Annotated in this window: 17 protein-coding genes and 1 rRNA gene; 9 read left to right on the top strand and 9 right to left on the bottom strand. The window is 67.5% G+C overall.

The window, feature by feature from the left end:
• Positions 1–40 precede the first annotated feature (40 nt).
• The 3 genes from AC5P5X_RS19910 to AC5P5X_RS19900 all read left to right on the top strand — a co-directional run bounded on the left by AC5P5X_RS19910 (position 41) and on the right by AC5P5X_RS19900 (position 4,427).
• Complete coding sequence (locus tag AC5P5X_RS19910) at positions 41–1,729, top strand: molecular chaperone HscC (protein WP_012481643.1); 1,689 nt, start codon at positions 41–43, stop codon at positions 1,727–1,729.
• 305 nt (positions 1,730–2,034) lie between these two features.
• Positions 2,035–3,183, top strand: a complete 1,149-nt coding sequence (locus tag AC5P5X_RS19905; RefSeq protein ID WP_172986132.1) for a heat-shock protein — start codon at positions 2,035–2,037, stop codon at positions 3,181–3,183.
• Positions 3,180–4,427 carry a J domain-containing protein gene (locus AC5P5X_RS19900; RefSeq protein ID WP_012481645.1) on the top strand — a complete coding sequence of 416 codons (1,248 nt, stop codon included), beginning with the start codon at positions 3,180–3,182 and terminating at the stop codon, positions 4,425–4,427. The genes AC5P5X_RS19905 and AC5P5X_RS19900 overlap by 4 nt, the downstream gene beginning before the upstream one ends.
• Positions 4,428–4,438: 11 nt before the next feature.
• Here the strand turns inward: AC5P5X_RS19900 and AC5P5X_RS19895 are convergent, their stop codons facing one another.
• From AC5P5X_RS19895 to glyQ, 4 genes are all read right to left on the bottom strand, one after another.
• Positions 4,439–8,296 (bottom strand): translocation/assembly module TamB domain-containing protein, encoded by a 3,858-nt coding sequence (locus AC5P5X_RS19895; RefSeq protein WP_033835359.1) that lies wholly within the window; start codon positions 8,294–8,296, stop codon positions 4,439–4,441.
• Positions 8,293–10,089 carry an autotransporter assembly complex protein TamA gene (locus AC5P5X_RS19890; RefSeq protein ID WP_005414924.1) on the bottom strand — a complete coding sequence of 599 codons (1,797 nt, stop codon included), beginning with the start codon at positions 10,087–10,089 and terminating at the stop codon, positions 8,293–8,295. Before AC5P5X_RS19890 ends, AC5P5X_RS19895 begins: the two co-directional genes overlap by 4 nt.
• A gap of 256 nt (positions 10,090–10,345) precedes the next feature.
• Positions 10,346–12,421, bottom strand: coding sequence for a glycine--tRNA ligase subunit beta (gene glyS / locus AC5P5X_RS19885; protein ID WP_012481648.1), 2,076 nt, complete (start codon positions 12,419–12,421; stop codon positions 10,346–10,348).
• Between the two features lie 87 nt (positions 12,422–12,508).
• Complete coding sequence (gene glyQ / locus AC5P5X_RS19880) at positions 12,509–13,420, bottom strand: glycine--tRNA ligase subunit alpha (protein ID WP_012481649.1); 912 nt, start codon at positions 13,418–13,420, stop codon at positions 12,509–12,511.
• A gap of 83 nt (positions 13,421–13,503) precedes the next feature.
• Here glyQ and AC5P5X_RS19875 point away from each other — a divergent pair, with 83 nt between their 5' ends.
• From AC5P5X_RS19875 to AC5P5X_RS19865, 3 genes are read left to right on the top strand one after another with little or no spacing between them, the layout of a single operon-like run.
• A complete protein-coding gene (locus AC5P5X_RS19875; protein ID WP_111189037.1) occupies positions 13,504–15,339 on the top strand; it encodes a GspE/PulE family protein in 1,836 nt (611 codons plus the stop codon).
• A complete protein-coding gene (locus tag AC5P5X_RS19870) occupies positions 15,311–16,057 on the top strand; it encodes a glutamine amidotransferase (RefSeq protein WP_062605304.1) in 747 nt (248 codons plus the stop codon). The genes AC5P5X_RS19875 and AC5P5X_RS19870 overlap by 29 nt, the downstream gene beginning before the upstream one ends.
• A gap of 50 nt (positions 16,058–16,107) precedes the next feature.
• Positions 16,108–17,019 (top strand): BPSS1780 family membrane protein, encoded by a 912-nt coding sequence (locus tag AC5P5X_RS19865; protein WP_099562707.1) that lies wholly within the window; start codon positions 16,108–16,110, stop codon positions 17,017–17,019.
• An 84-nt stretch (positions 17,020–17,103) separates the two neighbouring features.
• On the opposite strand, the gene tatC is transcribed toward AC5P5X_RS19865, so the two are convergent.
• From tatC to AC5P5X_RS19845, 4 genes are all read right to left on the bottom strand, one after another.
• Positions 17,104–17,853, bottom strand: a complete 750-nt coding sequence (tatC, locus tag AC5P5X_RS19860) for a twin-arginine translocase subunit TatC (RefSeq protein ID WP_005420449.1) — start codon at positions 17,851–17,853, stop codon at positions 17,104–17,106.
• A complete protein-coding gene (gene tatB, locus AC5P5X_RS19855; RefSeq protein ID WP_005414931.1) occupies positions 17,850–18,311 on the bottom strand; it encodes a Sec-independent protein translocase protein TatB in 462 nt (153 codons plus the stop codon). The genes tatC and tatB overlap by 4 nt, the downstream gene beginning before the upstream one ends.
• Positions 18,312–18,326: 15 nt before the next feature.
• Positions 18,327–18,554: a Sec-independent protein translocase subunit TatA gene (gene tatA / locus AC5P5X_RS19850; protein ID WP_005414932.1), complete on the bottom strand. Its 228-nt coding sequence runs from the start codon at positions 18,552–18,554 to the stop codon at positions 18,327–18,329.
• Between the two features lie 75 nt (positions 18,555–18,629).
• The gene (locus AC5P5X_RS19845; protein ID WP_005411678.1) at positions 18,630–19,523 is read right to left on the bottom strand and encodes a lipid-binding SYLF domain-containing protein; all 894 of its coding nucleotides are present in this window, start codon (positions 19,521–19,523) and stop codon (positions 18,630–18,632) included.
• A gap of 165 nt (positions 19,524–19,688) precedes the next feature.
• On the opposite strand from AC5P5X_RS19845, the gene hemH reads away from it, so the two are divergent.
• From hemH to AC5P5X_RS19830, 3 genes are all read left to right on the top strand, one after another.
• A complete protein-coding gene (hemH, locus tag AC5P5X_RS19840) occupies positions 19,689–20,651 on the top strand; it encodes a ferrochelatase (protein ID WP_062605303.1) in 963 nt (320 codons plus the stop codon).
• Positions 20,648–21,502: an alpha/beta fold hydrolase gene (locus tag AC5P5X_RS19835; protein WP_062605301.1), complete on the top strand. Its 855-nt coding sequence runs from the start codon at positions 20,648–20,650 to the stop codon at positions 21,500–21,502. The genes hemH and AC5P5X_RS19835 overlap by 4 nt, the downstream gene beginning before the upstream one ends.
• A gap of 290 nt (positions 21,503–21,792) precedes the next feature.
• Positions 21,793–23,898, top strand: coding sequence for a methyl-accepting chemotaxis protein (locus AC5P5X_RS19830; protein ID WP_062605299.1), 2,106 nt, complete (start codon positions 21,793–21,795; stop codon positions 23,896–23,898).
• A gap of 479 nt (positions 23,899–24,377) precedes the next feature.
• Here AC5P5X_RS19830 and rrf read toward each other — a convergent pair.
• Positions 24,378–24,459: ribosomal RNA gene (gene rrf / locus AC5P5X_RS19825) — 5S ribosomal RNA — on the bottom strand; the annotation flags it as partial.

Raw genomic sequence — 24,459 nt, 5'->3', positions numbered from 1 at the left:
CTCCTACAATCGCGGTTCCCTGCACAACGGACGTCAGCAGATGATCGTCGGTATCGATCTTGGCACCACCCATTCCCTCATCGGCATGCACACGGCAACCGGGCCGCAGCTGTTCCCCAATGCCCATGGCGAGCTGTTGACGCCGTCGGTGGTGAGCCTGGTCGATGGCGCCGTGCTGGTTGGCCAGCCAGCCCGCGACCGCCTGGTCAGCCATCCACAGCAGACCGTGGCCCACTTCAAGCGCTGGATGGGCAGCGATCGCGAGACCCGGCTGGGTGAGCGCAGTTTCCGCCCCGAGGAGCTTTCGGCCATGGTGCTGCGCTCGCTGCTGGCTGACGCCGAAGCCGCACTGGGCCACAAGGTGGAGGAGGCAGTGATCAGCGTACCGGCCTATTTCTCCGACGCCCAGCGCAAGGCTACCCGGGCAGCCGGCGAGCTGGCCGGCATCCGCGTCGAGCGCCTGATCAATGAACCCACGGCCGCCGCGCTGGCCTATGGCCTGCAGGAGCGTGACGGCGAAGGCTGCGTGCTGGTGCTGGACCTGGGCGGTGGCACCTTCGACGTCTCCATCCTGGAACTGTTCGACGGCGTGGTCGAAGTGCATGCCAGCGCCGGCGACAATTTCCTGGGCGGCGAGGATTTCCTGCAGGTACTGGTGCGGGCCTTCCATGCCGACCAGGGCACGTCCACCAGCGACCTGTCCGCTGCCGAACAGGCGCAGCTGCTGCGTCGACTGGAACTGTTCAAGCGCGAACTCAGCCTGAGCGGCGCTGCCAGCCTGCAGTTGCCCCTGGCCGGCAGCGAACGCCAGTGGCAGATGGACGAGGCGCGCTACACCCAGCTCTGCGAACCGCTGCTGCTGCGCATGCGTGGGCCCATCGAACGCGCGATCCGCGACGCCCGGCTCAAGCCCGACGCGCTGGACGACATCATCCTGGTCGGCGGTGCGGTACGCATGCCGATGGTCAGCAAGCTGGCGACCCGCATGTTCGGTCGGCTTCCGCTGCGCCATATCCATCCGGACCAGGCGATTGTCTTGGGCGCCGCCGTTGCAGCGGGATTGAAGGCGCGCGACGAATCCTTGCGCGAAGTTGTGTTGACCGATGTCTGCCCCTACACGCTCGGCACGCAGGTGTCCCGCCAGGATGCTGCCGGTGGCGAACGCAGCGGCTACTTCCACCCGATCATCCAGCGCAACAGCGTGGTGCCGGTCAGCCGCGAGGATCGCTTCTACCCGCTGCACGAGCGGCAGGACGCCATCCGTATCGACGTGTTCCAGGGCGAGAGCCCGACGGTGGATCGCAACATCAAGCTCGGTGAGCTGACCGTGCCGCTGACCCATTCTGTCCCGATGCAGGAGCGCAGCGTCACCGCCCGCTTTACCTACGACGTGAACGGGCTGCTGCAGGTCGAAGTCACTGAGGATGCCACCGGCAAGCGCCACGAGCTCATCCTGGAACAGAATCCCGGGCTGCTGTCACCCGAAGAGATCCAGCAGCGCCTGCGCGCACTGGAAGCGCTGAAGATCCACCCGCGTGACGCCCAGCCCAACCTCGCGGTGATCGCCCGCACCGAGCGCCTGTACGAGGAACGCATCCATCACCGCGAACAGCTGCAGTCGTGGCTGAGCAGCTTCCGCCATGTGCTGGAAGGCCAGGACGCCATTGCCGTCGAGCGTCATCGCCGTCAGCTGGACGAGGCACTGGACACCCTCGAGCGCGATGCATGAGCTGGGCACTTCACGTCCTGGAGCTGGACGAAGCCGCTGACGAGCGCGCGATCAAGCGCGCCTATGCAAATCGCCTGCGGGTGACTCGACCCGACGAGGATCCCATCGCCTTCCAGCACCTGCATGAGGCCTATCAGGCGGCATTGGACTGGGTCCGCCAGGAAGCGCTGGCCAATACCGCAGACGAAGACGAACCGGCGGAGCATGCAACCGACATCGCACCCTGGCCGCCCGACGCAGACGTGGCATGGGCGCCGCCCGAAACGCGTTCGTACTCGCCTCCATGGCCACCTCGCGGCACGCCTGTGCTGCTGCGCACGGCACAAGTGGCGGAACTGGAGGGAGCGGTCCACGTATCGGGCCATGCGCACACGATCCTGCGCATGGCCCATCTGTCTTCCCCTGAAGACTTCGGCCCCTGGCTGGAGGCCACGCCGGTGCTGTGGTCGCTGCGCTACAAGCCATTGGTGGGCGACGCGCTGCTGGATGAACTGGCACGCAGTCACAACAGCGTCAGCGCAGCCAACATGGGTCTGCTGGCACGCTGCTTTGGCTGGGATGATGTACACGATGGCGTGGATCCGGACAGGCTGGCATCGATCCAGTCGCGCGGTCATCGACGCTGGGCCGCCGAGACCGGGAATGCGGCAGAGCTGTCGGCACTGCTTGAACAAGAGGGCAGCCTGCGGTTGGGGAGGATCACAGTCAGTCGTTGCCTGCGCTACCTGTCGCAGCCATGGAACCTGCGGCGATCCCTCTGGCAGGCGCAGCTGCCCGAGCACATCAGTGAAGTCAACGCGCTGCTGGATGCCATCGAGTCGGGGGGAAGCGAGCAGTTGCCCGAGGCATGGCATCCGCAGCAGATCCTGTTCTGGCGAAGTCTTGCCGACGTCTCCCGGCCCAGGCGGTGGCGCTGGCAGGTGAACGCGCTGCGTGGCGTGCTGCTGGGCGTCTGCAGCCTGTTGTTCTTCGGTGGAATCGCAGGTGTCTCGTTGGTCCAGGGAAAGGCGGGCGAAGCCTCGATATTCGTCCAGATGGGGGCGCTCCTGGGCCTGCTGCTGGCGGTGATGGGAGTACTGTGGGTGCCTGTTCGCTGGGCGCTGCGCCAACTTACGCTTGACCTCACTCATCGGCGTGCAGGGCTGCTGCTGGCCCTACCTGCGCCGTTGATGGCGATCGGCAGCCTGGTTCTTGTCCATGGCCTGGGCCACCGCATGGAGGGTACGCTGCTGATCTTCATGGCACTGCCCTTGGCGACTGCGCGCCTGTGGCGACGCGTCGGTGCCCGGATGCGATTCGGAGTCCGCCACGGCGTGTTCATGGTACTTGCCATGCTGATCGCCGAAGCAGGCATCGTTCTCACCCTGCTGCAGTGGGGCGCCGAGTTCGTGCACCGCGCGCGTCGTCACGCGCCGATTGACCGGCTTCCGCCGGCCTCTGGAAACACTGCGTGAACCGGGCGCTGGACGCTCTCGGGCTCGACGCCAGCGCCGACGAACGGGCGATCAAGCGCGCCTACGCGCAGAGACTGCGCGCGGCGCGCCCGGACGAAGACCCGGTGGCATTCCAGACGCTGCACGAGGCTTATCAGGAAGCGCTGCGGTGGATACGCAACCGTGCGCAGTGGCAGGAGGAAAGCAGTGCAGAAGCGCTCGCGACCACGCCTGCGGACAACAGCCCGCCCGAGCCACTGGCGCCGTACGACAGCCATTCGCCGATGGACCACATGCCGGAGCTGCATCATCCATGCACGCTCGACACCGACATGCCGGACGATGTGGTGGAGCCATCATTGAACCTGCCCCGGTTTGCGCGCCTGCTGATCAACACCGCCGGCGACACCGACCCGGCCAGCTTCGAGCACTGGCTGGCCGGGCGTCCGGAGCTGTGGTCATTGGCCGACAGGCCACGTATCGGTGACGTGGTCCTGCAGCAGCTGCTGCACCAGGGCGGCCCGCTGTGCGAGTCCAATTTCGATCTGCTCGGTCGATACTTCTGCTGGAATGAGATCCGGGCTGATATCGATCCCTACCGGGTCCGTGCACGACGCAGCCAACTGCATCGCCACTGGCAGCTGCAGCCGCGCAACCATGCGGCCCTCACCACAGCACTGGACCGACCGCAGGATCGGGTGTCCCCCCATGAAGCCCGTGCCCGCGTGGAACGCTTGACCCGGCCGTGGCACTGGCTGCAATCGCTGCTGTCGTCCTGCGTGCCCGGGCGCGCAGGCACCATGCGGCGCACGATGCAGCATCTGGGGGTGCATACCGTCCGCGACACGCTGGCGCCACTGGACGCGGATCAGGTCGCCTTCTGGCTGGCGATATCGCAGCCCAGGCGCTTCAACATCCCGAAGTTGCAGGTCGCGATTGTCCGCTGCCTGCTGGGCGCGCTGATCGTACTGGCGGTTCTGGCGGTGCTGGCACTACTGGGTGATGCCGTGCGACCACGTGCGCTCAACACGTCCGGCATGAAACGCGCGGCAATCCATGCCTCGGTGGTCATCGTGTCCGGCGCCCTCATGCTGGCGCACTTCGTGGGGTGGACTCCATCGCGAACGGCGTCCGCGCCAACACCGGCCGAACCACCGTCGCCGCTCGATGGGCAAGGCGTGCTCACGCACGGGCCTCGTCCGCGCAGGCCTGCTCCCTCATTCGCAGTCGTGAGCCAGCTGGACCCTGGCACCGGCAACGGTTGAATGGCGGCGGGTTACTTCTCCCGCCGCCAGTTGATCGAACCACGGTTTTCCACCGTGCTCGACTCCACTTCCACGTCGAAGCCACGACGCAGCAGGTACTTCAGCGTGATCACCGAACCGGCACCGACCAGCGACACGCCGTAGCCGACGTACAGCTTGGGCGAGATGTACTTGCCGACGCCAATCACCGAGCCGCCCAGCGCGCGCGACTGGCTCACGCCGGCATCGTCCAGGCCCAGCTTGGCGCCCAGCTGCGAGGCCAGCAGGCCGCTGCCAGCCGAGAGCGCCGCCGAGGCCGCGTTGACCTGCTGGGCCTGGTCGCTGCTGGCACCGGTCAGGCTGCGCCCCAGCACCAGGTAGGCCAGTGCCTCGGACTGCGACATCGCCGGCTCGGACCACACGTCCGCGCGCGGCTGCTGCGCACGCCCGGTCACGTCGATGCCGGCGGTGACATCACCGATCCGGCGCTCGGCACGGATGTTGATGCGCGGGTCGGACACCGCGTTGTAGTTCCAGGTGAGGTTGCCACGGGTGATGGTCAGGTCCTGCCCGTATGCCTTGTAGCGACCACTCACTTCCAGGCCACCATTGGCGGTCATTTCGCGGCCAGGCTTGGCCCAGACCTGCATCTTGCCGGTCAGCGCGCCCTTCAGGCCGAAGCCGGTCATCTTGACCTTGTCGCCAAGGCTGACGGTCAGGTCCATGTCCAGCGGCGAGGTGCGCGACTCTTCCGGGTCGGCCGGGTCCAGCACCACCACGTCCTCGGACACCGAGGTGCCACGATCCAGGCGTTCGAGATCGATGTCGGCCTCGGGCACGTGCACGGTGCCGCGCAGCTCCATCGCCGCCTTGGCCAGCGTGAAGTCGAGGTTGGGGTTGGCGACGATGCGCAGCTCGCTGGTGTTGGACAGCAGCACGTTCTCGCCGTGGATCTTCAGCTGCAGCGGCTGTGCATCACCAAACCACGACAGGCCACCATCGACATAAAGCGTGCCCTGGCCCGAGTTGGCCTGCGCGGTGATCTTTGCCGAACCGTCGGGCTGGGCCACGAAGCTGCCCTTGCCCTGGTCGAAGGTCAGGCCCAGCGCGGGGAATTCGCCCTTGAAGTTGCTCAGCTGGGCGTCACCTCCCAGCGATGGCTGGCCGCGCGTACCGCGCAGGCTGACGTGGCCCTCGATCAGGCCGGTCGGGCGCACGATGTCCGGCGAGAACAGCTCCAGCCAGTAAAGTCGCGACATGTTGAGGTAGAGCTCGCCGTTCAGCGGCGCACTGGCTTCCCAGCCGGTCTGCATCCTGGCATCGACGAAGCCGTTGCCCTGGAAGCCCATGCCCAGGTAGCCCTTGATGCTGGCCGGGGTCATGTCGAGCTTGAGCGAGAACTGGTCATAACGCACCAGCTCGCCGCGGGTGGTATCCCCCACGGTGTTGCGGTTCTCGCCCAGGCGCACGCCGCCTTCCTTCGAGCGCACCTCTACATGGCCTTCCCAGGCATTGCCGCGCGGGCGGATCTGCGCGTCCAGGCTGACATCGCCACGCAGGTAGATGCGGCGGCCGGACTGCGGCGGCAGCCACGGCTGCACCAGCGCCAGCGGCAGCGCATCACTGCGCACCACCAGGCCCTCACGCGGCCAGTTGGCCTGTGCGCACAGCGCGCCGCTGCTGGCCGCGGCCAGGCAGGCTTCGGACAGGGTGTAGGTGCTGCCGTTGATCGCGAACGCCGCCGGTGCACGCAACGACCAGGCATCGCCCTTCACCGGTGCGATACGCAGCGACGCCAGTTCGCCGCGCCACTGCGCGCCCTGCTGGCGGACGCTGCCCTGCAGCTCGATAGCGCCCATCTCGTTGCGGGTCTGCGCGGCCAGGCGCAGGTTGGAGACACTGCCCTGCGCATCCACGTTCAAGCGTTCCAGCAGCATGCCGGCGTTGACCTGCTGGCCCTGCACCGCCAGCGTGCCGCTGTCGCCGCGCCATGGCAGGTGGCCCTTGATGCTCACGCTCTCGGCGCCGTAGCCGTCCCAGTTGAGGTTGTTGCCGACCAGGTCGGCAGTGATGTCCGGCGCATCGCGCGGGCCCTTCACCTGTACCTGTCCACGCAGGCCGCCATCGGCGCCGGGCAGCAGATCGCTCAGCTGCAGCGGTTCGAAACGCGCGTCGATGTCGAGGCGATCACCCACCTTGCCCGACGCGGTCACCCGGCTGCTGCCCAGCGACAGCTTCAGATCGCCCTGGCCCTGCGCGCCCTGCAGCGCGAACTTGCCCTGTGCGTCGAGATTGCGCTGGCGCAGTATGCCCTTCAGCGACGGCAGGTCGACGGTGGCTTCCAGCGTGCCGGCCGTGCCCGGCGGCGCGTTTGCCGGCGGCGGCAGCTGGCGGCCCTTGGAGGCCAGGTTGCCGGACAGGCGGCCGTTCCAGCCCGGCACGAAATAGCCGGGGTCGAAGTCCTTCAGCGTGGCCTTGGCATCCCAGTCCAGCTGCGGTGCCCACGCCACCTGGCCTTCCACCTGCAGCTGCCCACCCGGCGTCTGCGCCTGCAGCTGGTGGATCGACGCGGCCTGGTCATTGCCGCGTACGTCGAACTGCAGCTGTGCCTTCTGCTTTTCGCGTTCGACATCGGCACGGCCGATCGCGGCCCACGCCTTCAAGGTACCGGCCAGGCCGAAGCGCGCTTCCTTCAGGGTGACCGGCACCGGTGCGCTGCCGGCCGTGTTCGGATCGGGCGCCGGCACGTAGGTCAGGTCATGGGCGACCACCGAGAAATTGAGTTTCTGCTGGTCTTCCTGGCTGAAGTCGGCGGTGCCTTCCAGCCGTGCCTCACCGCCAAGCCCTTTCACCAGCAGGGGCGACACCTTCAGCACCTGGTCCTGCAGCGACACCACCGACGGCGCCAGCTCCAGCTCCTGATCACCCTGCTTCACCTTGCCACGCAGGTTGGCGTTGCCGCCCTTGCCAGCCGCGGTGAAGTCCAGTGCGAGTGGTGCGATCGCCGAGCTGGCCAGTGCCGGCGACAGCAGCGCCAGATCCAGTTCGTCGCTGCGGATGCTGGCGCTCCAGCTCGGATCGGTGCGGCCATCGAACACCAGCATCGCGTGCAGCGGCTTCGGCGCGCGCCCGGCTACGGCCACTTCCATGTGCGCCAGGTCACCGCGTGCCACCAGCCCCACCGTCGCTGCGGTACGGCCACGCGGGGCCGGCAACACTGCGGTGACGGTCACGTCGGTGTCGTAGTCCTTGGCCGGGATGTAGCGGCCCTGGGCGGTGAAATTGCCCATGTCGCTGTCCACGACCAGTTTGTGCGCCTGGAACTCGCCGTTGGCGATCTCGATGCCACCCCGCACACGGCTGATGTCGATCACCGGCTCGTTGGCCTGGCTGATGCGGAAGCCGTCGATGGCAATGGCATCGGCCTGGATCGCCAGCGGCATTTCGATCTGCGGCAGCGAATCGGGCCACGACGGCAGCTTGAACGGCTCGTCACTCTTGGCCAGGTTCAGCGTCGCGTTGGTCAGCTCCAGCTTGTCCAGCAGCAGCTTGCGGCCCAGCAGCGGGCGCAGGTCCGGCTCCAGGTGCGCGCGCTCGGCGTGGAAATGGATGTCGTCGTAGCGGAAGTCGACGTTGTACAGGGTCAGCGGACCGGCCACCGGGCCGTCCACCTTGTCCCAGGTGAAGCTGGCGCCCACCGGCAGCCGCGCCACCACCTGTGCCAGCAGCACATCGCGGCCGGCCACGGTCTGCAGCAGCCAGTACACCGCCAGCAACGCCAGCAGCACCAGGCCGATCACGCCCACGCCGGACCACGCCCAGAAGCGGCGGCGGCGGTAGAAACGCACGCGCGGCGGCGGCGTGTTCGGGGTGGGTGCGGGCGTGCTCACAGGTCCGCTCCGATGTTGAGGTAAAGCTGGAACTGCGAATCCGGGTTGTTCAGGCCATGCGCGATATCCACGCGCACCGGGCCCACCGGCGATTTCCAGCGCACGCCGAAGCCGACGCCGGTGTGCAGATCAATGGTGTTGTCGAAGGCGCTGCCGGTATCGACGAACACCGCCGCGCCCCACGGGCCGCCATTGAAGTAGTGCTCGTACTCGGCCGAGCCGATCACCAGGTTCTTGGCGCCCAGCGCGTATTTGTCGGGTTTGGGTGTGCGCGGGCCGACTTCGCGGTAGGCGTAACCGCGGATGCTGCGGTCACCGCCCGCGAAGTAGCGCAGGCTCGGCGGCATCGCCACCAGATCGCTGGTCCAGGTGGTACCCCCCTCGCCGCGCAGGATCAGGCGGTTGCTTTCACCCACCGGGATGTACCAGCGCAGCACGGCGTTGGCCTGCACGAAGCTGGTGTCCGAGCCGGCACCTTCAACGCCGGCACGCATCGTCGCAGTACCGCTGATGCCCTTGCGCGGGAACATCTCGTCGTCGACGTTGACGTAGTCGGCAACCATCTGCGGGTACACCAGCGTCGAGGTGTTGTAGACGGCATCGGTGAATTCAGTGCCGGAGGCATAGCGCCAACGCTCGCGCAGTGCGTTGATCGAGGCGATCGCGGTCCAGTGCTCGTTGATCTCGCCGCTGCGGCTGGCGATCAGCTTGAAGTTGCGCAGGTCGATGTAATCGGTCTGCTCGTCATACGCACTGGCGGCGAAGGTGTACCAGCCGTCAAGCCAGTTGAAGGCGGGGATGCGGTAGCTGGTCACCAGGCTCTTGCGCTTCTGCGCATAGTCCAGCTGCGTGTTCATCTTGTGGCCGCGGTTGTTCAGGAACCGCCGCTCGATGCCGCCGCGCACACCCGGGCCACTCTCGCTGCCGTAGCTCAGACCCGCGGTATAGATGGTGCGCTTGGCGCGGGTCAGCTTCACATCCACCGGCACTTCGCCGTTGGCATCGGCCTGGTCGGGCCGTGGCTGGATGTCGATCACGCTGAAGTAGTCCAGCTTGGTCAGCGACTCGCGCAGCCGGTCCAGCTTGCCCTCGTGGAAGTAACTGCCCTGCTCCCAGTACACCAGCGGGTCGAACAGCTTGTCGACGAAGTAATCCTGCTCGAAACGCACCGGCCCCATGTTGTAGCGGCGGCCGCTGTCCCAGGTCAGGTCGATGTCGGCTGCGTTGTCGGCGCGGGTGATCTGCACCTGGCGCTGGGTGTAGTCGGCATCGAAGTAGCCACGCTCGGCCAGGCGACGGGTGATGGTGATCTTGCTGGCTTCGTACTGCGTGTGCTCGAAGCGCTGGCCCTTGCGGGGCTTGAATGCGGCCAGGTCGTCCTGCAGGTACTGGTCATACATCGCCGGCCCGGTGATGTCGATGTGCTCACGGCGCACGGTCACCGGGGTGCCCTTGTCGACATGGATCAGCACCCGCACATGCTCGTCCTCGCGCGGCGCCTCGACCTTGATCACCGGGTTGTAGTACCCGAAGGGTTCCAGTGCCTGGCGGGTCTGCCGCTCGGCCTGTGACAGCAGGTACTCCAGGCGCGATTCGCCCTGTTCCTTGCCGATCGTGTCGTACAGCGACAGCGATTCCTGGATGTTCTCGATGATCGCGGCGTCGTCGCCCTTGTCCAATCCCTTGATGTCCACCTTGTCGATGGTGCCGCGCGCGTGGGCCACGGAGGTGGCGGCCAGCGACAGGACCATCAGCGGCAGGGCGTATTTCTTTGGCTGCATGCGGCACAGCATACCGACCGAAGGTGACGATGCGAAATGCATCACGTCATTCGGGATCGGTTGTTAAGTGGCGGTCAAAATACGCGCCTTTGTGGCGATCCTCGTGATCGCAGGCGAGGATGCCGGCATCCTGCGCGATGCCGGCAATGATCCCGATGGACATCCACCGACGGCGATCCGGTAGTGCCGGCCGCTGGCCGGCAATCCACAGGTCGATGCGATGCGCGGTGGCAATGCCGGCCAGCAGCCGGCACTACCGATACGGGCATCAGCTCGACAGATGCTCGATCGCTGCCACCTTGCCCAAGCGCTCGCCCAGCATCGTCAGCAGCGCCAGGCGGTTGCCACGCAGCGCCGGATCTTCCGCATTGACCATCACGCCATCGAAGAACGCGTCGACCTGCGGGCGCAGGCGGGCCAGGCGCGCCAGCACCGCCACGTAATCCTTCTGATGCAGGCTGGCGCCGGTGTCATCGATGGCCGCGGTGACCGCTTCAGCCAGCGCGCGCTCAGCGTCTTCCTGCAGCAGCGCCGGGTCGATCTGGGCCGGAATGTCGCCTTCAGCCTTGCGGAGGATGTTGCGGATGCGCTTGTTGGCCGCAGCCAGCGCCTCGGCTTCCGGCAGCGCGGCGAAGGTGCCGATCGCGTCCAGGCGGCGGTCGAAGTCATACAGCGAGACAGGCTTCAGTTCGGCCACCGCATTGAAGTGCGTGGCTGGCACGTTCTTGTCGCCGTAATAACCCTTCAGGCGGTCGAGGATGAAGTCGTACAGCTCGCCGACGTCGGCCTGCACGTTGCGTGCGGCCAGGCCGGCGTTGGCGCTGGCCAGCAGTGCGCGCAGGTCCAGCTCGAAGCCGCTTTCGATGATCGTGCGCGCCAGGCCCAGCGCATTGCGGCGCAGCGCGAACGGGTCCTTGTTGCCGGTCGGCTTCAGGCCTGCGGCGAAGCCGCCGGCCAGGGTGTCCACGCGTTCGGCAATGGCCAGGACCTTGCCCAGCGGCGACAGCGCGATGTCATCACCACCGAAACGTGGCTGGTAGGCCTCGTCGATGGCCAGCGCCACCTCGGCCGATTCGCCACCGGCCACGGCGTAGTGGCGGCCGGCGATGCCCTGCAGCTCCGGGAACTCGTTGACCATGCGCGACTGCAGGTCGTTCTTGGCCAGTTCGGCAGCCCGCCTGGCCTGCGCGGCATCGGCACCGACCTGGGGTGCGATCACTTCGGCCAGTGCAGCCACGCGCGCCACCTTGTCGGCCACGCTGCCCAGCTTGGCCTGGTAGGTCACCGTCTTCAGCCCCTCACCCATCGACACCAGGCCCTGCTTCAGGTCCTCGTCGAAGAAGAACTTGGCATCGGCGAACCGCGGACGGATCACCCGCTCGTAGCCCTTGGCCACTTCCGCCACGTTCTTCGATTCGATGTTGGCGATGCCGATGAACTTCTCGGTCAGCGTGCCTGCCGCATCCAGCACCGGGAAGAACTTCTGGTTGATCTCCATCGTCTCGATCAGCGCTTCCTGCGGCACCGCCAGGAACGCGCGCTCGAAGCTGCACAGCACCGCCGACGGCCATTCGACCAGGTTCACCACCTGCTCCAGGTTGTCGTCGGTGATGCGGGCGCTGCCACCGGCCTTGGCCGCAGCGGCCTCGACCTCGGCGACGATGCGCGCGCGGCGCTCGCTCGGGTCGACCAGCACGAACGCGGCGCGCAGCGCTTCAACGTAGTCCTGCGGCTGCGCCAGCGACACCGCCTGGTCATGGTGGAAGCGATGGCCACGGCTGACGCGGCCGGCCTGCAGGCCGAACAGTTCGGCCTCGACCACGTTGGCGCCGTGCAGCAGCACCAGCCAGTGCGCCGGGCGCGCGAAGCCCCAGGCGTGGTCGCCCCAGCGCATCGGCTTGGGAATCGGCATCGCCGCGATCGCCTCGCGCAGGATCTCCGGCAGCAGGCTGGCGGTGCTCGCGCCCGGGGTCACCGCGCGGTGCACGAAGCGCTCGCCCTTGTTGTCGGTGGTCTTCTCCAGCGCGGTCCAGTCGATCCCGGCCTTGGCGGCGAAGCCCTGCAACGCCTTGGTCGGCTGGCCTTCGGCGTCCAGCGCAATGTTCAGGTACGGGCCCAGCACTTCGCTGTGCTGCTCCGGCTGTTCCAGACCGACGCCCGGCAGCAGCACGGCCAGTCGGCGCGGGGTCGACAGCGGGCGCGCATCGCCCAGTTCCAGCGCGACGCCGCGCTTGCGCAGGCCTTCGACGACACCGTCGAAGAATGCCTGGGCCAGGCCCGGCAGCGCCTTGACCGGCAGCTCCTCGGTGCCCAGTTCGATCAGCAGGGGGGACAGTTGGCTCATCGGTTCGATCCTGTGGTGGGGGCGCAGCGCGCAACGCGTCCGGCGCCCCGGGTAGTTGATGAAAAGCGGGTCGGTGCGGGAGGGCCGTCAGGCCTTCTTCGCGCCCGGGAAGCCCAGCTTCTCGCGCTGCTCGTAGTACGCCCTGGCCACCGCCTGGGCCAGCGCGCGCACGCGCAGGATGTAGCGCTGGCGCTCGGTCACGCTGATCGCACGGCGCGCATCCAGCAGGTTGAAGGTGTGGCTGGCCTTCATCACCTGCTCGTAGGCCGGCAGCGGCAGGTTCACTTCCACCAGCTTCTGCGCCTCACGCTCGCAGGCGTCGAAACGGTGGAACATTTCTTCCACGTCGGCGTATTCGAAGTTGTAGGTGCTCTGCTCCACCTCGTTCTGGTGGTAGACGTCACCGTAGGTCACCGGCTGGCCGTCCGGGCCGTAGGTCCAGATCAGGTCGTAGACGTTGTCGCAGTTCTGCAGGTACATGCACAGGCGCTCGAGACCGTAGGTGATCTCGCCCAGCACCGGGCGGCATTCCAGGCCACCGGCCTGCTGGAAGTAGGTGAACTGGGTCACTTCCATGCCATTGAGCCAGACTTCCCAGCCCAGGCCCCACGCGCCCAGCGTCGGCGATTCCCAGTTGTCCTCGACGAAGCGCAGGTCGTGCACCAGCGGGTCGATGCCCAGTGCCTTCAGCGAATCCAGGTACAACTGCTGGATGTTGTCCGGCGCCGGCTTCATCGCCACCTGGTACTGGTAGTAGCGCTGCAGGCGGTTCGGGTTCTCACCGTAACGGCCATCGGTCGGGCGCCGCGACGGCTGCACGTAGGCCGCATTCCAGCCTTCCGGACCGATCGCACGCAGGAAGGTGGCCGGGTGGAAGGTACCGGCGCCCACCTCCAGGTCGAGCGGCTGGATGAGCACGCAGCCCTGCTGGGCCCAGAACTGGTTCAGGGTCTGGATCAGGCCCTGGAAGGTGATCGGAACGGTCGGGGTCGCGGACATGCGTACGAGTCTTGGCCGGCAAGGGGGTGCGCTAGTATAACGGCCGACCTGCGGGGCATTCCGTACCCGGGAGGAGCAGGCAGATGGAACATCGGCTGCCGGCAGGCACGCCCGGCGAGGCGGACGGCGTCCCGCTGCCCTGGGGACGGCTGCATTTAGAGCAGATTGCCGCGGCCCTGACCGCCGATGGCCTGGTGGCCGAGCAGGACCGCGAGCGCATGCGGTTTTCCGCACAGGGCGCGCGCAACGCCAGTGAAGTGCATCCGCTGGTACTGCTGTCCAACCTCAAGCTGGCCGCCACCGGCGGCGGCGAACTGACCCTGGAACGCCTGACCGAGTGGCTGGCGCAGCGCACCGGCAGCCGTTACCTGCGCATCGACCCGACCCGGGTGGACGTCGCTGCGGTGACCGCGCTGGTGTCGCATGCCTACGCCCGCCGCCACCGCTTCCTGCCGCTGGCGGTGGATGCCGAGCGCGTGCTGGTAGCCACCAGCGAGCCGCTGGTGCAGGAATGGCGTCGTGACCTGCAGCACCTGACCCGCCGCCGCATCGAGCTGGCGGTGGTCAACCCGCTGGACCTGCACCGTTACACCATGGAGTTCTACGGGGTGACCCGCTCGGTGCGCGGCGCCCGTGGCGATGTGCGCGGCGAGGCCAGCACCACCCTGCCCAGCTTCGAGCAGCTGGTGGAGCTGGGCCGCACCGGCGACGTCAATGCCGACGACCAGCACATCGTGCACATCGTCGACTGGCTGCTGCAGTACGCCTACGAACAGCGCGCCTCGGACATCCACCTGGAGCCGCGCCGCGAGATGGGGCGCATGCGCTTCCGCATCGACGGCGTGCTGCACAAGGTGTTCGAGGTACCGCCGGCGGTGATGACCGCCGTGGTCAGCCGCATCAAGGTGCTGGGCCGCATGGACCTGGCCGAGCGCCGGCGCCCGCAGGATGGCCGCATCAAGACCCGCTCGCCGGGTGGCCGCGAGGTCGAGATGCGCCTGTCGACCATGCCCACCGCCTTCGGCGAGAAGTGCGTGATGCGCATCTTCGACCCGGATGCGGCCTTCAAGAGCATCGACCAGCTCGGTTTCAGTCCGCAGGAAGCCGCCGGCTGGAATGCGCTGGTCGAGCGCCCGCACGGCATCGTGCTGGTCACCGGCCCGACCGGCTCGGGCAAGACCACCACCCTGTATTCCACGCTGAAGCGGCTGGCCACGCCGGACGTGAACGTGTGCACGGTGGAGGACCCGATCGAGATGATCGCGCCCGAATTCAACCAGATGCAGGTGCAGGCCAACATCGACCTGGACTTCGCCAGCGGCGTGCGCACCCTGCTGCGACAGGACCCGGACATCATCATGATCGGCGAGATCCGCGATCTGGAAACCGCGCAGATGGCGGTACAGGCCTCGCTGACCGGCCACCTGGTGCTGTCCACCCTGCATACCAACGATGCGCCGTCGGCGGTCACCCGCCTGCTCGACCTGGGCGTGCCGCATTACCTGCTGGCCAGCACCCTCAACGGCATCCTCGCCCAGCGCCTGGTGCGCACGCTGTGCCCGCACTGCAAGCAGCCGCACAGCCTCGGCGCCGCCGATTGGGCGGTGCTGGCTGATAGCCATGGTGCATATCCAGATGCCGCCACGCCCTGTCGGCCGGTCGGCTGCCTGGAGTGCCGGCGCACCGGATTCCTCGGCCGTATCGGCCTGTATGAGTTGCTGCCATTGGGCTCGCGGCTGCGCGGGCAGATCCGCGCCGACATGGATCTGGCCGGCTTCACCCGTGCTGCACGGGCTGAAGGGCTGCGAACCCTGCGCCAGGCCGGGCTTGAAAAGGTGGCGCAGGGGCTGACTACAATCGAGGAAGTCCTGTCAGTCCTGCCGCCCCCGGATGAACCCAGCTCCGTTCCTGATCCTTGAAACCGGCCGCCCGGTGCCGTCGCTGCGCCGCTACGGGCGCTTCCCGCACTGGATCCGCGTCGCCGCCGGACTGGACGAGCACGAGACGGTGGTAATTGATGTCGAGCACGGTGACGCCCTGCCTGATCCGCACGCCTTCGCCGGCGTGCTGGTGACCGGCTCGGCGGCGTTCGTCACCGACCACGCCGACTGGAGCGAGCGCAGTGCCGCGTGGCTGCGCCAGACCGCGCACGAGGACCTGCCGGTGTTCGGCATCTGCTACGGCCATCAGCTGCTGGCGCACGCGCTGGGGGGCGAGGTGGCCTACAACCCGGCCGGCCGCGAGTCCGGCACGATCGAGCTGGAACTGCAGCCGCAGGCCGCGCAGGACCCGCTGTTCCAGGGCCTGCCGCAGCATTTCGCCGCGCACGCCACCCATCTGCAGACCGTGCTGCGCGCGCCCGACGGGGCCGAGGTGCTGGCCCGCTCGCCGCTGGACGGCTGCCATGCCTTCCGCTGGGGGCGCCAGGCCTGGGGCGTGCAGTTCCATCCGGAGTTCGCCACCCACCACATGCGTGGCTACGTGCGTGCCCGCGCCGACTGCATCGGTCGCCATGGCGGCTGCGCCCGCAGCATCGAGCGCGCGGTCAGTGCCGCGCCGCTGGCCCGCCAGCTGTTGCGGCGCTTCGTCCGCCAGGCACGGCTGTCTTCAGCCCAGCCGGCGGCAAAACAGGGATAATCGGCGGCACGGGCAGCCGCCCGGCCCCCTCCTGTCCTTCCCGGATGTCCATGAAAGAGATTCGCAAGCTGCCGGCTTCGGCGGGCGCCCAGTGGTTGCTGGATACGTTCTCCCTGTACCGGCGTGCGCCGCTGCAGCTGGCCCGGATCGGCCTGACCTGGCTGCTGGTGAGCTGGGTGGTCACCCTGTTGTCGACGCTGATTCCGGGCGCCGCCGGCATGGCGGTGCAGCTGATGACGCTGGCCATCTCGCCGATCATGTTCGGCGGCATGCTGTATGCCGTGGGCGAGATCGACGAAGGCCGCCCGGGCCTGGCTTCGCACCTGCTGCAGCCGATCCGCGACCACCGCGTCAGCCATCTGCTGGTGCCGCTGGCCATCCAGGTGCTGGCGGTGCTGCTACTGGGCGCGCTGCTGTTCCTGATGATCGGCCGCGAGGGCTTCACCGCCTTCAGCGAGGTCATGACCAAGATGGAAGAGATCAGCCGCAGTGGCCAGCAGATCAAGCCGGATGACGCGGCCGCGCTGGTCGCCAACCTGCCGGCCAAGCGCATCGCGCTGTGGATGCTGCTGGTGTTCCTGAGTGCGGTCGCGCTATCGCTGGCGATGTTCACCCAGCCGGCACTGGTGGTGTTCGACAAGCAGAGCGGCATGCACGCGCTGCGCCTGAGCCTGCAGGGCTGCATCGAGAACATCGGCGCGATGATCGTGTTCGCCGCACTCGGCCTGATCGCCGCGTTCTGCATGTACATCCTGTTCGTGATCGTGATCCAGATCGCGATGCTGATCGGCGGCCCGCTGGCCGCCGCCTTCATCGCCCAGCTGGTACTGACCACGGTGCTGATGCCGCTGTATGTCGGCGCGGTCTACGCCGCGTGGAAGCAGATGTTCGTGCACCGCGGCAGCCGCGCGGCGCCGCCGGTCCCGACCACGCCGACCTCGAGCGACATCTTCCACGCCTGATGAAAAAGGGGACGGAGGGGATTAAGTCGTTTATGCCCAGTGTGTGCAGCTAACGACTTAATCCCCTCCGTCCCCTTTTTTCTTTCAGGCGGCGGGCTTCTTGACTGCCGACGACGGCACCAGCCAGCGTGCGGCGTGGATGCCCAGCTCGTACAGCAGGCACATCGGAATCGCCAGCATCAGCTGCGACACCACGTCCGGCGGGGTCAGCACCGCCGCCAGCACGAAGATGCCGACGATCGCGTAGCCGCGGCCTTCCTTGAACTGCTGCGGCGTCACCCAGCCCAGCAACACCAGGATCACCATCGCCACCGGCAGTTCGAAACTGCCACCAAAGGCGAAGAAGATCGCCAGCACGAAGTCCAGATAGGCATTCGCATCCGGTGTGATTGCGATCACGTCCGGGCTGAAGGTGGTGAGGAAGTGGAACACCGCCGGCAGCACCAGGAAATACGCAAAGGCGCAACCGGTGTAGAACAGCAGCACCGATGACACCAGCAGCGGCACCGCCAGGCGCTTCTCGCGTGCATACAGACCGGGCGCGACGAACGCCCACAGCTGGTACAGCAGCCACGGTACCGCCACGAACAACGCGACGAAGAAGGTCAGCTTCAGCGGTGCGAAGAAGGCACCGGCCGGGTTGGTGGCGATCATCGTCTGCCCGTTCGGCAGCTGCGAGACCAGCGGTTCGGCCAGCGCGTTGTAGAGCTTCTGGGTGAACGGCAACAACGCCAGCAGCACCACGCCCAGGCCCAGCAATGCGCGCACAAGCCGGCCGCGCAGTTCCACCAGGTGCTCTACCAGCGAGCTCTCGCCGAAATCCTGTTCACTCATGGCTGGCGCTCCGTGCTCTGCGCCGGCGGCGGCGTAACAGCTTCAGCGGGCGCGGCCGAAACCGGCTCGGCGGCACCACCGTCCTGCGCTGGTTCAACGGCATCGGGCGCGGCGCTCATGTGCGGCGGCAGATCCGCGGGCGCCGGTGCACGGACGTGCTGCACCAGATCATCGCCCTGCTGCTGCGCCTGCTGGGCTTCGCGACGGATCGCTTCACCGCTGGCGCGCAGCTGGTTCTCGGTGTCCTGCATGCCCTGACGCACATCCTGCATCTGCCGCTTGATGTCCTCGGCCTGCAGTTCGCGCTCCAGTTCCTGTTTCACCGAATCCCATTGATTGCGGGCGCGACGCACCCACAGGCCGGCGAAGCGGGCCGCCTTGGGCAGGCGCTCGGGACCGAGCACCACCAGGGCGACCACTGCAATCACCAGCAGTTCGCTGAAGCCGATATCGAACACCGCAACCGCTCCGGATCAGCGAGCGTTACGGTCGTGCTCGTCCTGCGCGGTGCGCGACGCGTCCTGGGTGCGCGACTCATCGCCCAGCTGCGCGTTCGGCTTGTCCTCGTCGCGCATGCCCTTCTTGAATTCCTTGACCGCCGAACCGAGGTCCTTGGCGCCGCTGGTCAGGCGCTTGGTGCCGAACACCAGCAGGACGATGGCCAGCACGACCAACCAATGCCAGATGCTGAAACTGCCCATAAAGACGCTCGTTACGTTAGTGATCAGGCTGTCGAGCATAGCGCACCGGCTGTCAGCCGGCGCGCGTGACGAAAGTCAGTTTCCGCCCAGCGTTTCCGTACGGATCTCGCCGTCATTCACCGGCTGGAAGCCCTGCTGCTGCGGCGGCGGGGTCTGCGGCACGTTCTGCAGCGGCGCGGTGGTGGCCTCAGCCGGCGCAGCCGGTGCTGCCTGAACAGGCGCCGGAGCAGCTGCCGGGGCGGCAGCCGGGCGCGGCGCGCTGCCGCCGTTGCCGCTGCGGTTGTTGCGCGCCGCGTAGGTGGCCTCTTCCAGGCGATCGCGGAAGGCGACCACATCCATCGACGGCGAACCGGCGGCGCGGCCTTCGAAGATCATCCGCGGCGTGGTGTTGCTGCCGTAGGCGTCCAGATTGGCGGCATCGTCGATCTGCAGCACCGCGCCATCCAGCGCGACGCCGGCAAACAGGCCGCGGGCGCGCGACCAGGACCAGATCTCGGCCTTCAGCTGGCCGTCGGTGGCCGCGGCGGCGTTGCGGCCCACCGGACCGGCGGCGACGCCAGCGTCGGCACCCAGCGTGAACTTGCCGTTGACCAGGTTGTCCAGGCTGCGGTCGTTGCGGAACACCAGCACCACATCGGAGGACTGCACGCCGGCCTGGAAGCCGATGCTGCCGCCGGTGAGCTTCACGAACACCGGGTTGGACCAGGCGCCGTTGGGCATGCGCACCGACATCAGGCCGTGGCCACGACGACCGCCAATGACCAGACCGGCCTTGATCGTGTCGGGAATGACGATGACCGCGCGGCCTTCGTCCAGCAATTTATCCGGAATGCCCTGTTCAGGGATTTCCTGGATTTCAGCCAGCACGCGCACGGCATTGCGCGCACGCTGGTCTTCCTGCGGCCCGGCCATGGCCTGGCTGGACAGCAGGCTGGCGGCGATCAGCAGGGCTTGGATCGGGCGACGCATGGCAGGCTCCAGAAGTCAGTCCATAGGAAGATATAGCAAGTGACTGAAATTAGTAGCGTTGTCATGAATCCCCAATGAGCGTTCCCTGCTCACATTGATGCGCGCTATGCCCGCAATCCGAACCCTGCATCCCGGCGCGACACCGGATCGGCGACAATACCGCCCATGCTCGACGCACCCGATACCGCCGTGCTGGCGGTCAACCTAGGCACGCCCGAGACGCCGACGGCCCCCGCCGTACGCCGTTACCTGGCTGAATTCCTGTCCGACCGCCGCGTGGTCGCGATCCCGCCACTGCTGTGGCAGCCGCTGCTGCGCGGACTGATCCTGCCCCTGCGCAGCAGTCGTTCGGCGGCCAAGTACGCCCAGGTCTGGCTGCCCGACGGCTCACCGCTGATGGTGCATACGCGCCAGCTGGCGCAGGCCATGCAGGCCCTGTTGCCGACCCTGACAGTGCGTCATGCGATGCGTTACGGCGAACCCGCGCTGGCCAGCGAGCTCGACCGCCTGGCAGCCGACGGTGCGCGCCGCATCGTGGTGCTGCCGCTGTATCCGCAGTACTCCACCACCACCACTGCCTCGGTTGAAGACCGCGTCGATGCCTGGCAGCGCCGCAATCCTGGCGTGACCGTCAGCCTGGTGCGCGACTATTCGGTCGATCCGGGCTGGGTCGAGGCCGTGGCCGGCTCGATCCGCCGCTACTGGGAACAGCACGGTCGCGGCCAGACACTGATGTTCTCCTTCCATGGCATCCCGCAGCGCCTGGCCGATGCCGGCGATCCGTATCCGCAGCGCTGCGAGGCCAGCGCACAGGCCATCGCCAAGGCGCTGGAACTGGGCAGGGACGAGTGGCAGATGGGTTACCAGTCGCGTTTCGGCCGCGAGCGCTGGCTGCAGCCGTATGCCGAGCCCAGCCTGTGGGCGCTGGCCGAATCCGGCGTGAAGCAGATCGACGTGGTGTGCCCCGGCTTCGCCACCGATTGCCTGGAGACGCTGGAAGAGGTCGCCATGGGCTTCACCGAAACACTGGCCGAGCGCGGCGCGACGATGCGCTACATCCCCTGCCTCAACGCCGAACCGGAGCACGCACGCGCGCTTGCGCGGCTGGCCGTGGCCTCGCTGGCATGAGTCTGCAACCGTTTGAACTGGAGGTCGGTGGCGCGCGCGTCGCCGGCCTGCGCAACCACGGCGATGGCCCGCGCGTGCTGGCCCTGCACGGCTGGCTCGACAACGCGGCCAGCTTCGTGCCGCTGGCGCCGCACCTGTCGTCGCTGCAGCTGGTTGCCATCGACCTGCCCGGTCATGGCCACAGCGCGCATCTGCCGGCCGGTGCCAACTACACCACGGCCGCCGCGATCTGCCACGTGCTCGACGTCGCCGATGCACTGGGCTGGGACCGCTTCAACCTGCTCGGCCATTCGATGGGCGCCGGCATCGCCAGCCTCACCGCCTCGGTCAGTGACCGCGTCGAGCGCCTGGTGGCGATCGAAGCGCTCGGCGGCCTGCGCGGCCCCGAGGAAGAAACCGCCAACCGCCTGCGCGAGCATGTGAATGCCACGCGCGCACTGGCACGCAAGCAGCTGCGCGTGTTCCCCGACCTCGCCGCGCCGATCCGCGCACGGATGATGACCAACCAGCTCAGCGAGCACTGTGCACGGCTGCTGGTCGAGCGCGGCGTGGAACCGGTCGAGGGTGGCTACCGCTGGTGCAGCGATCCGCGCCTGATGCTGCCCACTGCGATCCGTCTCAGCGAAGGCCAGATCGACAACCTGCTGCAGGCCATCGCCTGCCCGACGCAGGTGATCTATGCCACGCCAGCGCAGTCCTACTACCCCGAGCCGATGCGCAGCGATCGCCTGCAGCACCTGCGCGATGGGCGGTTGGCGGTGTTTCCCGGCAACCATCACCTGCACATGGAAGATCCGGAACAGATCGCAGGCGTGATCCTGCGCTTCTTCAGCAACGACAACGCGGGCTGAGCAAAGGTATCCGCGCGCTTCACTCTGCGCGTCTGCGGCCGATACATCAGTTGCGGGCCCCTGCGTCCGCAGCACGCAGGTCCGGTCGGGCCTGCGGCGTGTGTCTGGTTCTGCAAGGAAGTCCGCATGCCTGCTCCATTGCACCGTCACCCACAGGATGTGGCCGCGGTGTCCCGTCTCCGCGTCGCTGATCGCGTCGCATTCCCCGAATTCCCGGCTCGCGCCCTGGTCACGCACTCCTGCGTGCGCCGCGGCGTGGCCGTTGTCGTCTGCTGATCCAGGAGTCGCCGATGTCCGTTGCATCCTCCCGTCCCCCCGATACCGCCCGCCTGCCGCACCTGCAGCAGCTCGCGCACCGCGCTGACCGCCGCCTGCTGATCGGCAGCGCGGTACTGGCCTTGGCTGGCCTGGCGCTGGCCCTGCGCGGCCCGCAGGTGCAGGCCGCCGCGTTGGCGGCCGTCGCCGTGCTGCCAGCCGCGTGGTTGGGCGGGGCCCAGGCGGGCCGGGCCATCGCCCGCAACGGTCTGGCGTTGCTGTTGTCGCTGCAGCTGGCCGTGTTGTGCGCGATCATCAGCCTGTCGCCGGCATTGCCGATTGCCCTGCTGCTGGGCGTGCTGCTGGGCCATCGCGATCGCCTTCCGGTGTGGCTGGCCGGTGGCGTCGGTACGCTCGCCCTGCTGGCACCGCTACAGGGCGGTGCCGCGCTGTGGCCGACGCTGCTGCAGGCCGGCATGCTCGCGGGCCTGACCCTGTTCCTCGGCCAGGTCGCACTGCGCCTTCGGCAGCAGACCGAGGCCCTCGGCCACGGCCCGCGTCGGCTTGCCGCGCTCGCACGCGATATCGCCACCGGTGCCGATCTTGGCGCGCATGCCGATACCGGCGCCTATGCGCCGGGTTCACTGGCCCACGCCCTGGCCGACACTGCACGCCACGTGCAGGCCCAGCGTGGGCGCGAAGCCGCGTCACATGCCGAGAACGCGCAGATCCGCCAGGCCCTCGATGCCTCGCGCACCGCGATGATGATCGCCGACAACGACCATGTGATCCGCTACGTGAACCGCTCGGTGGTGGCACTGCTGCGCAACCAGCAGGCGACGTTGCGACAGGCCTTCCCCGATTTCGACGCCGAGCGCCTGGTCGGCAGCAGCATCCATCGTTTCCACGCCAACCCGGACCGCATCCGCGCGATCCTCAACGGCCTGCAGGTAGCGCACAACGGCAAGGTGCAGATCGGCCCGGTGCACTTCGCGCAGGTGGTCACGCCGGTGTTCGACGCGCAGGGCGTGCGCCTGGGCTTCGCCGTGGAATGGCATGACCGCACCCATGAGCTCGCGCTGGAGAATGCCGTGGCCGGCATCGTCGCAGCGGCAGCGGCCGGTGACCTCGACCAGCGCCTGCAGGCCACTGAAGGCGCCAGCTTCCTCGATGGCCTGACCGGTGGCATCAACCAGCTGCTCGATACGCTCGGCAGCACCGTCAACGAAGTGCGGCAGATGCTCTCGGCACTGGCCAACGGCGATCTGGATCGGCGCATGCACGGCGAGTATCACGGCGCGTTCGCTGCCATCCAGCGCGATGCCAATGCCACGGCCGGGCAGTTGGCACGCATGGTCGGCCGCATCCAGGAATGCGCGGCGTCGATCAGTACCGCCGCCAGCGAGATTGCCGCCGGCAACGGCGCGTTGTCCGAGCGCAGCGAGCGCCAGGCAGCGCACCTGCAGGAGACCGCAGCATCGATGGAGGAACTGACCGCCACCGTGCGCCAGAACGCCGCCCATGCGCGTGAGGCCAGTGCGTTGGCCGCCTCCACGCAGAACGCTGCCAGTGACGGCAACACGGCCATGCAGCGGGTGGTGGATACCATGCAGGCCATCGAAGGTGCCTCGAAGCGGATCGGCGACATCACCGGCGTCATCGACGGCATTGCCTTCCAGACCAATATCCTGGCGTTGAACGCAGCGGTGGAGGCGGCACGCGCCGGCGAGCAGGGCCGAGGCTTTGCCGTGGTGGCCAGCGAGGTGCGCGTGCTGGCGCAGCGTTCGGCGGCGGCCGCACAGGAGATCAAGAAGCTGATCGACGAAGCGGGCCGGCAGGTGGGCGAAGGTGCCCAGCTGGTGGCCGATGCCGGCCAGCGCATGCAGGGAATTGTCGGCGGCGTGGAGGATGTCAGCCACCTGATGCGCGAGATTTCTGCAGCGTCGCAGGAGCAGTCGATCGGTATCGAGCAGATCAACCAGACAGTGGTGCAGATGGATCAGGCCACGCAGCAGAATGCGGCGCTGGTGGAAGAAGCCACCGCTGCCGCACGCGAGCTGCAGAACCAGGCCGGCACGTTGACCGAAGCAGTCTCGGTATTCCGCCAGCAGGAACCGCTCGAGGTCTCGCGGGTCGCCTGATCCTGGCCTTCCATTCGAGTTTGATCAGGACGGCGCCCGCAGGGCGCCGTCTTTTTATGCGTGACCTGCCCCTGGTAGTGCCGGCCGCTGGCCGGCAAACGATTGCTGTGTGGGCCTGCTGTTGGTAGCGGCCAACCTTGGTTGGCACCGCTGCTCCTCGCAGGGGGTATCCATGCATGGCGTGGATCTACCGGGCGATGTAATGCCATCGGGTTGCCGGCCAGCGGCCGGCACTACCCGGTGTTTACCGCGCACAAAGTTGCCGGCCGCTGGCCGGCAATCGATTGCTGTGTGGGCCTGCTGTTGGTAGCGGCCAACCTTGGTTGGCGCCTTGGCTCCTCGCAGAGGGCATCCACGCATGGCGTGGATCTACCGGGTGATGCAATGCCATCGGGTGCCGGCCAGCGGCCGGCACTACCTGCATTTACTGCGCACAAAGAAAAACCCCGCTGCGTGAGCAGCGGGGTTTTGGGTGTAAACCCTGGCGATGACCTACTCTCGCATGGCTTGAGCCACACTACCATCGGCGCAGCTGCGTTTCACTTCCGAGTTCGGGATGGG

It is taken from the genome of Stenotrophomonas sp. YJH_SMC_91 (genome assembly GCF_059368495.1).
The sequence above is the reverse complement of the archived record's forward strand: the minus strand, read 5'-3'. Positions and strand labels throughout refer to the sequence as shown.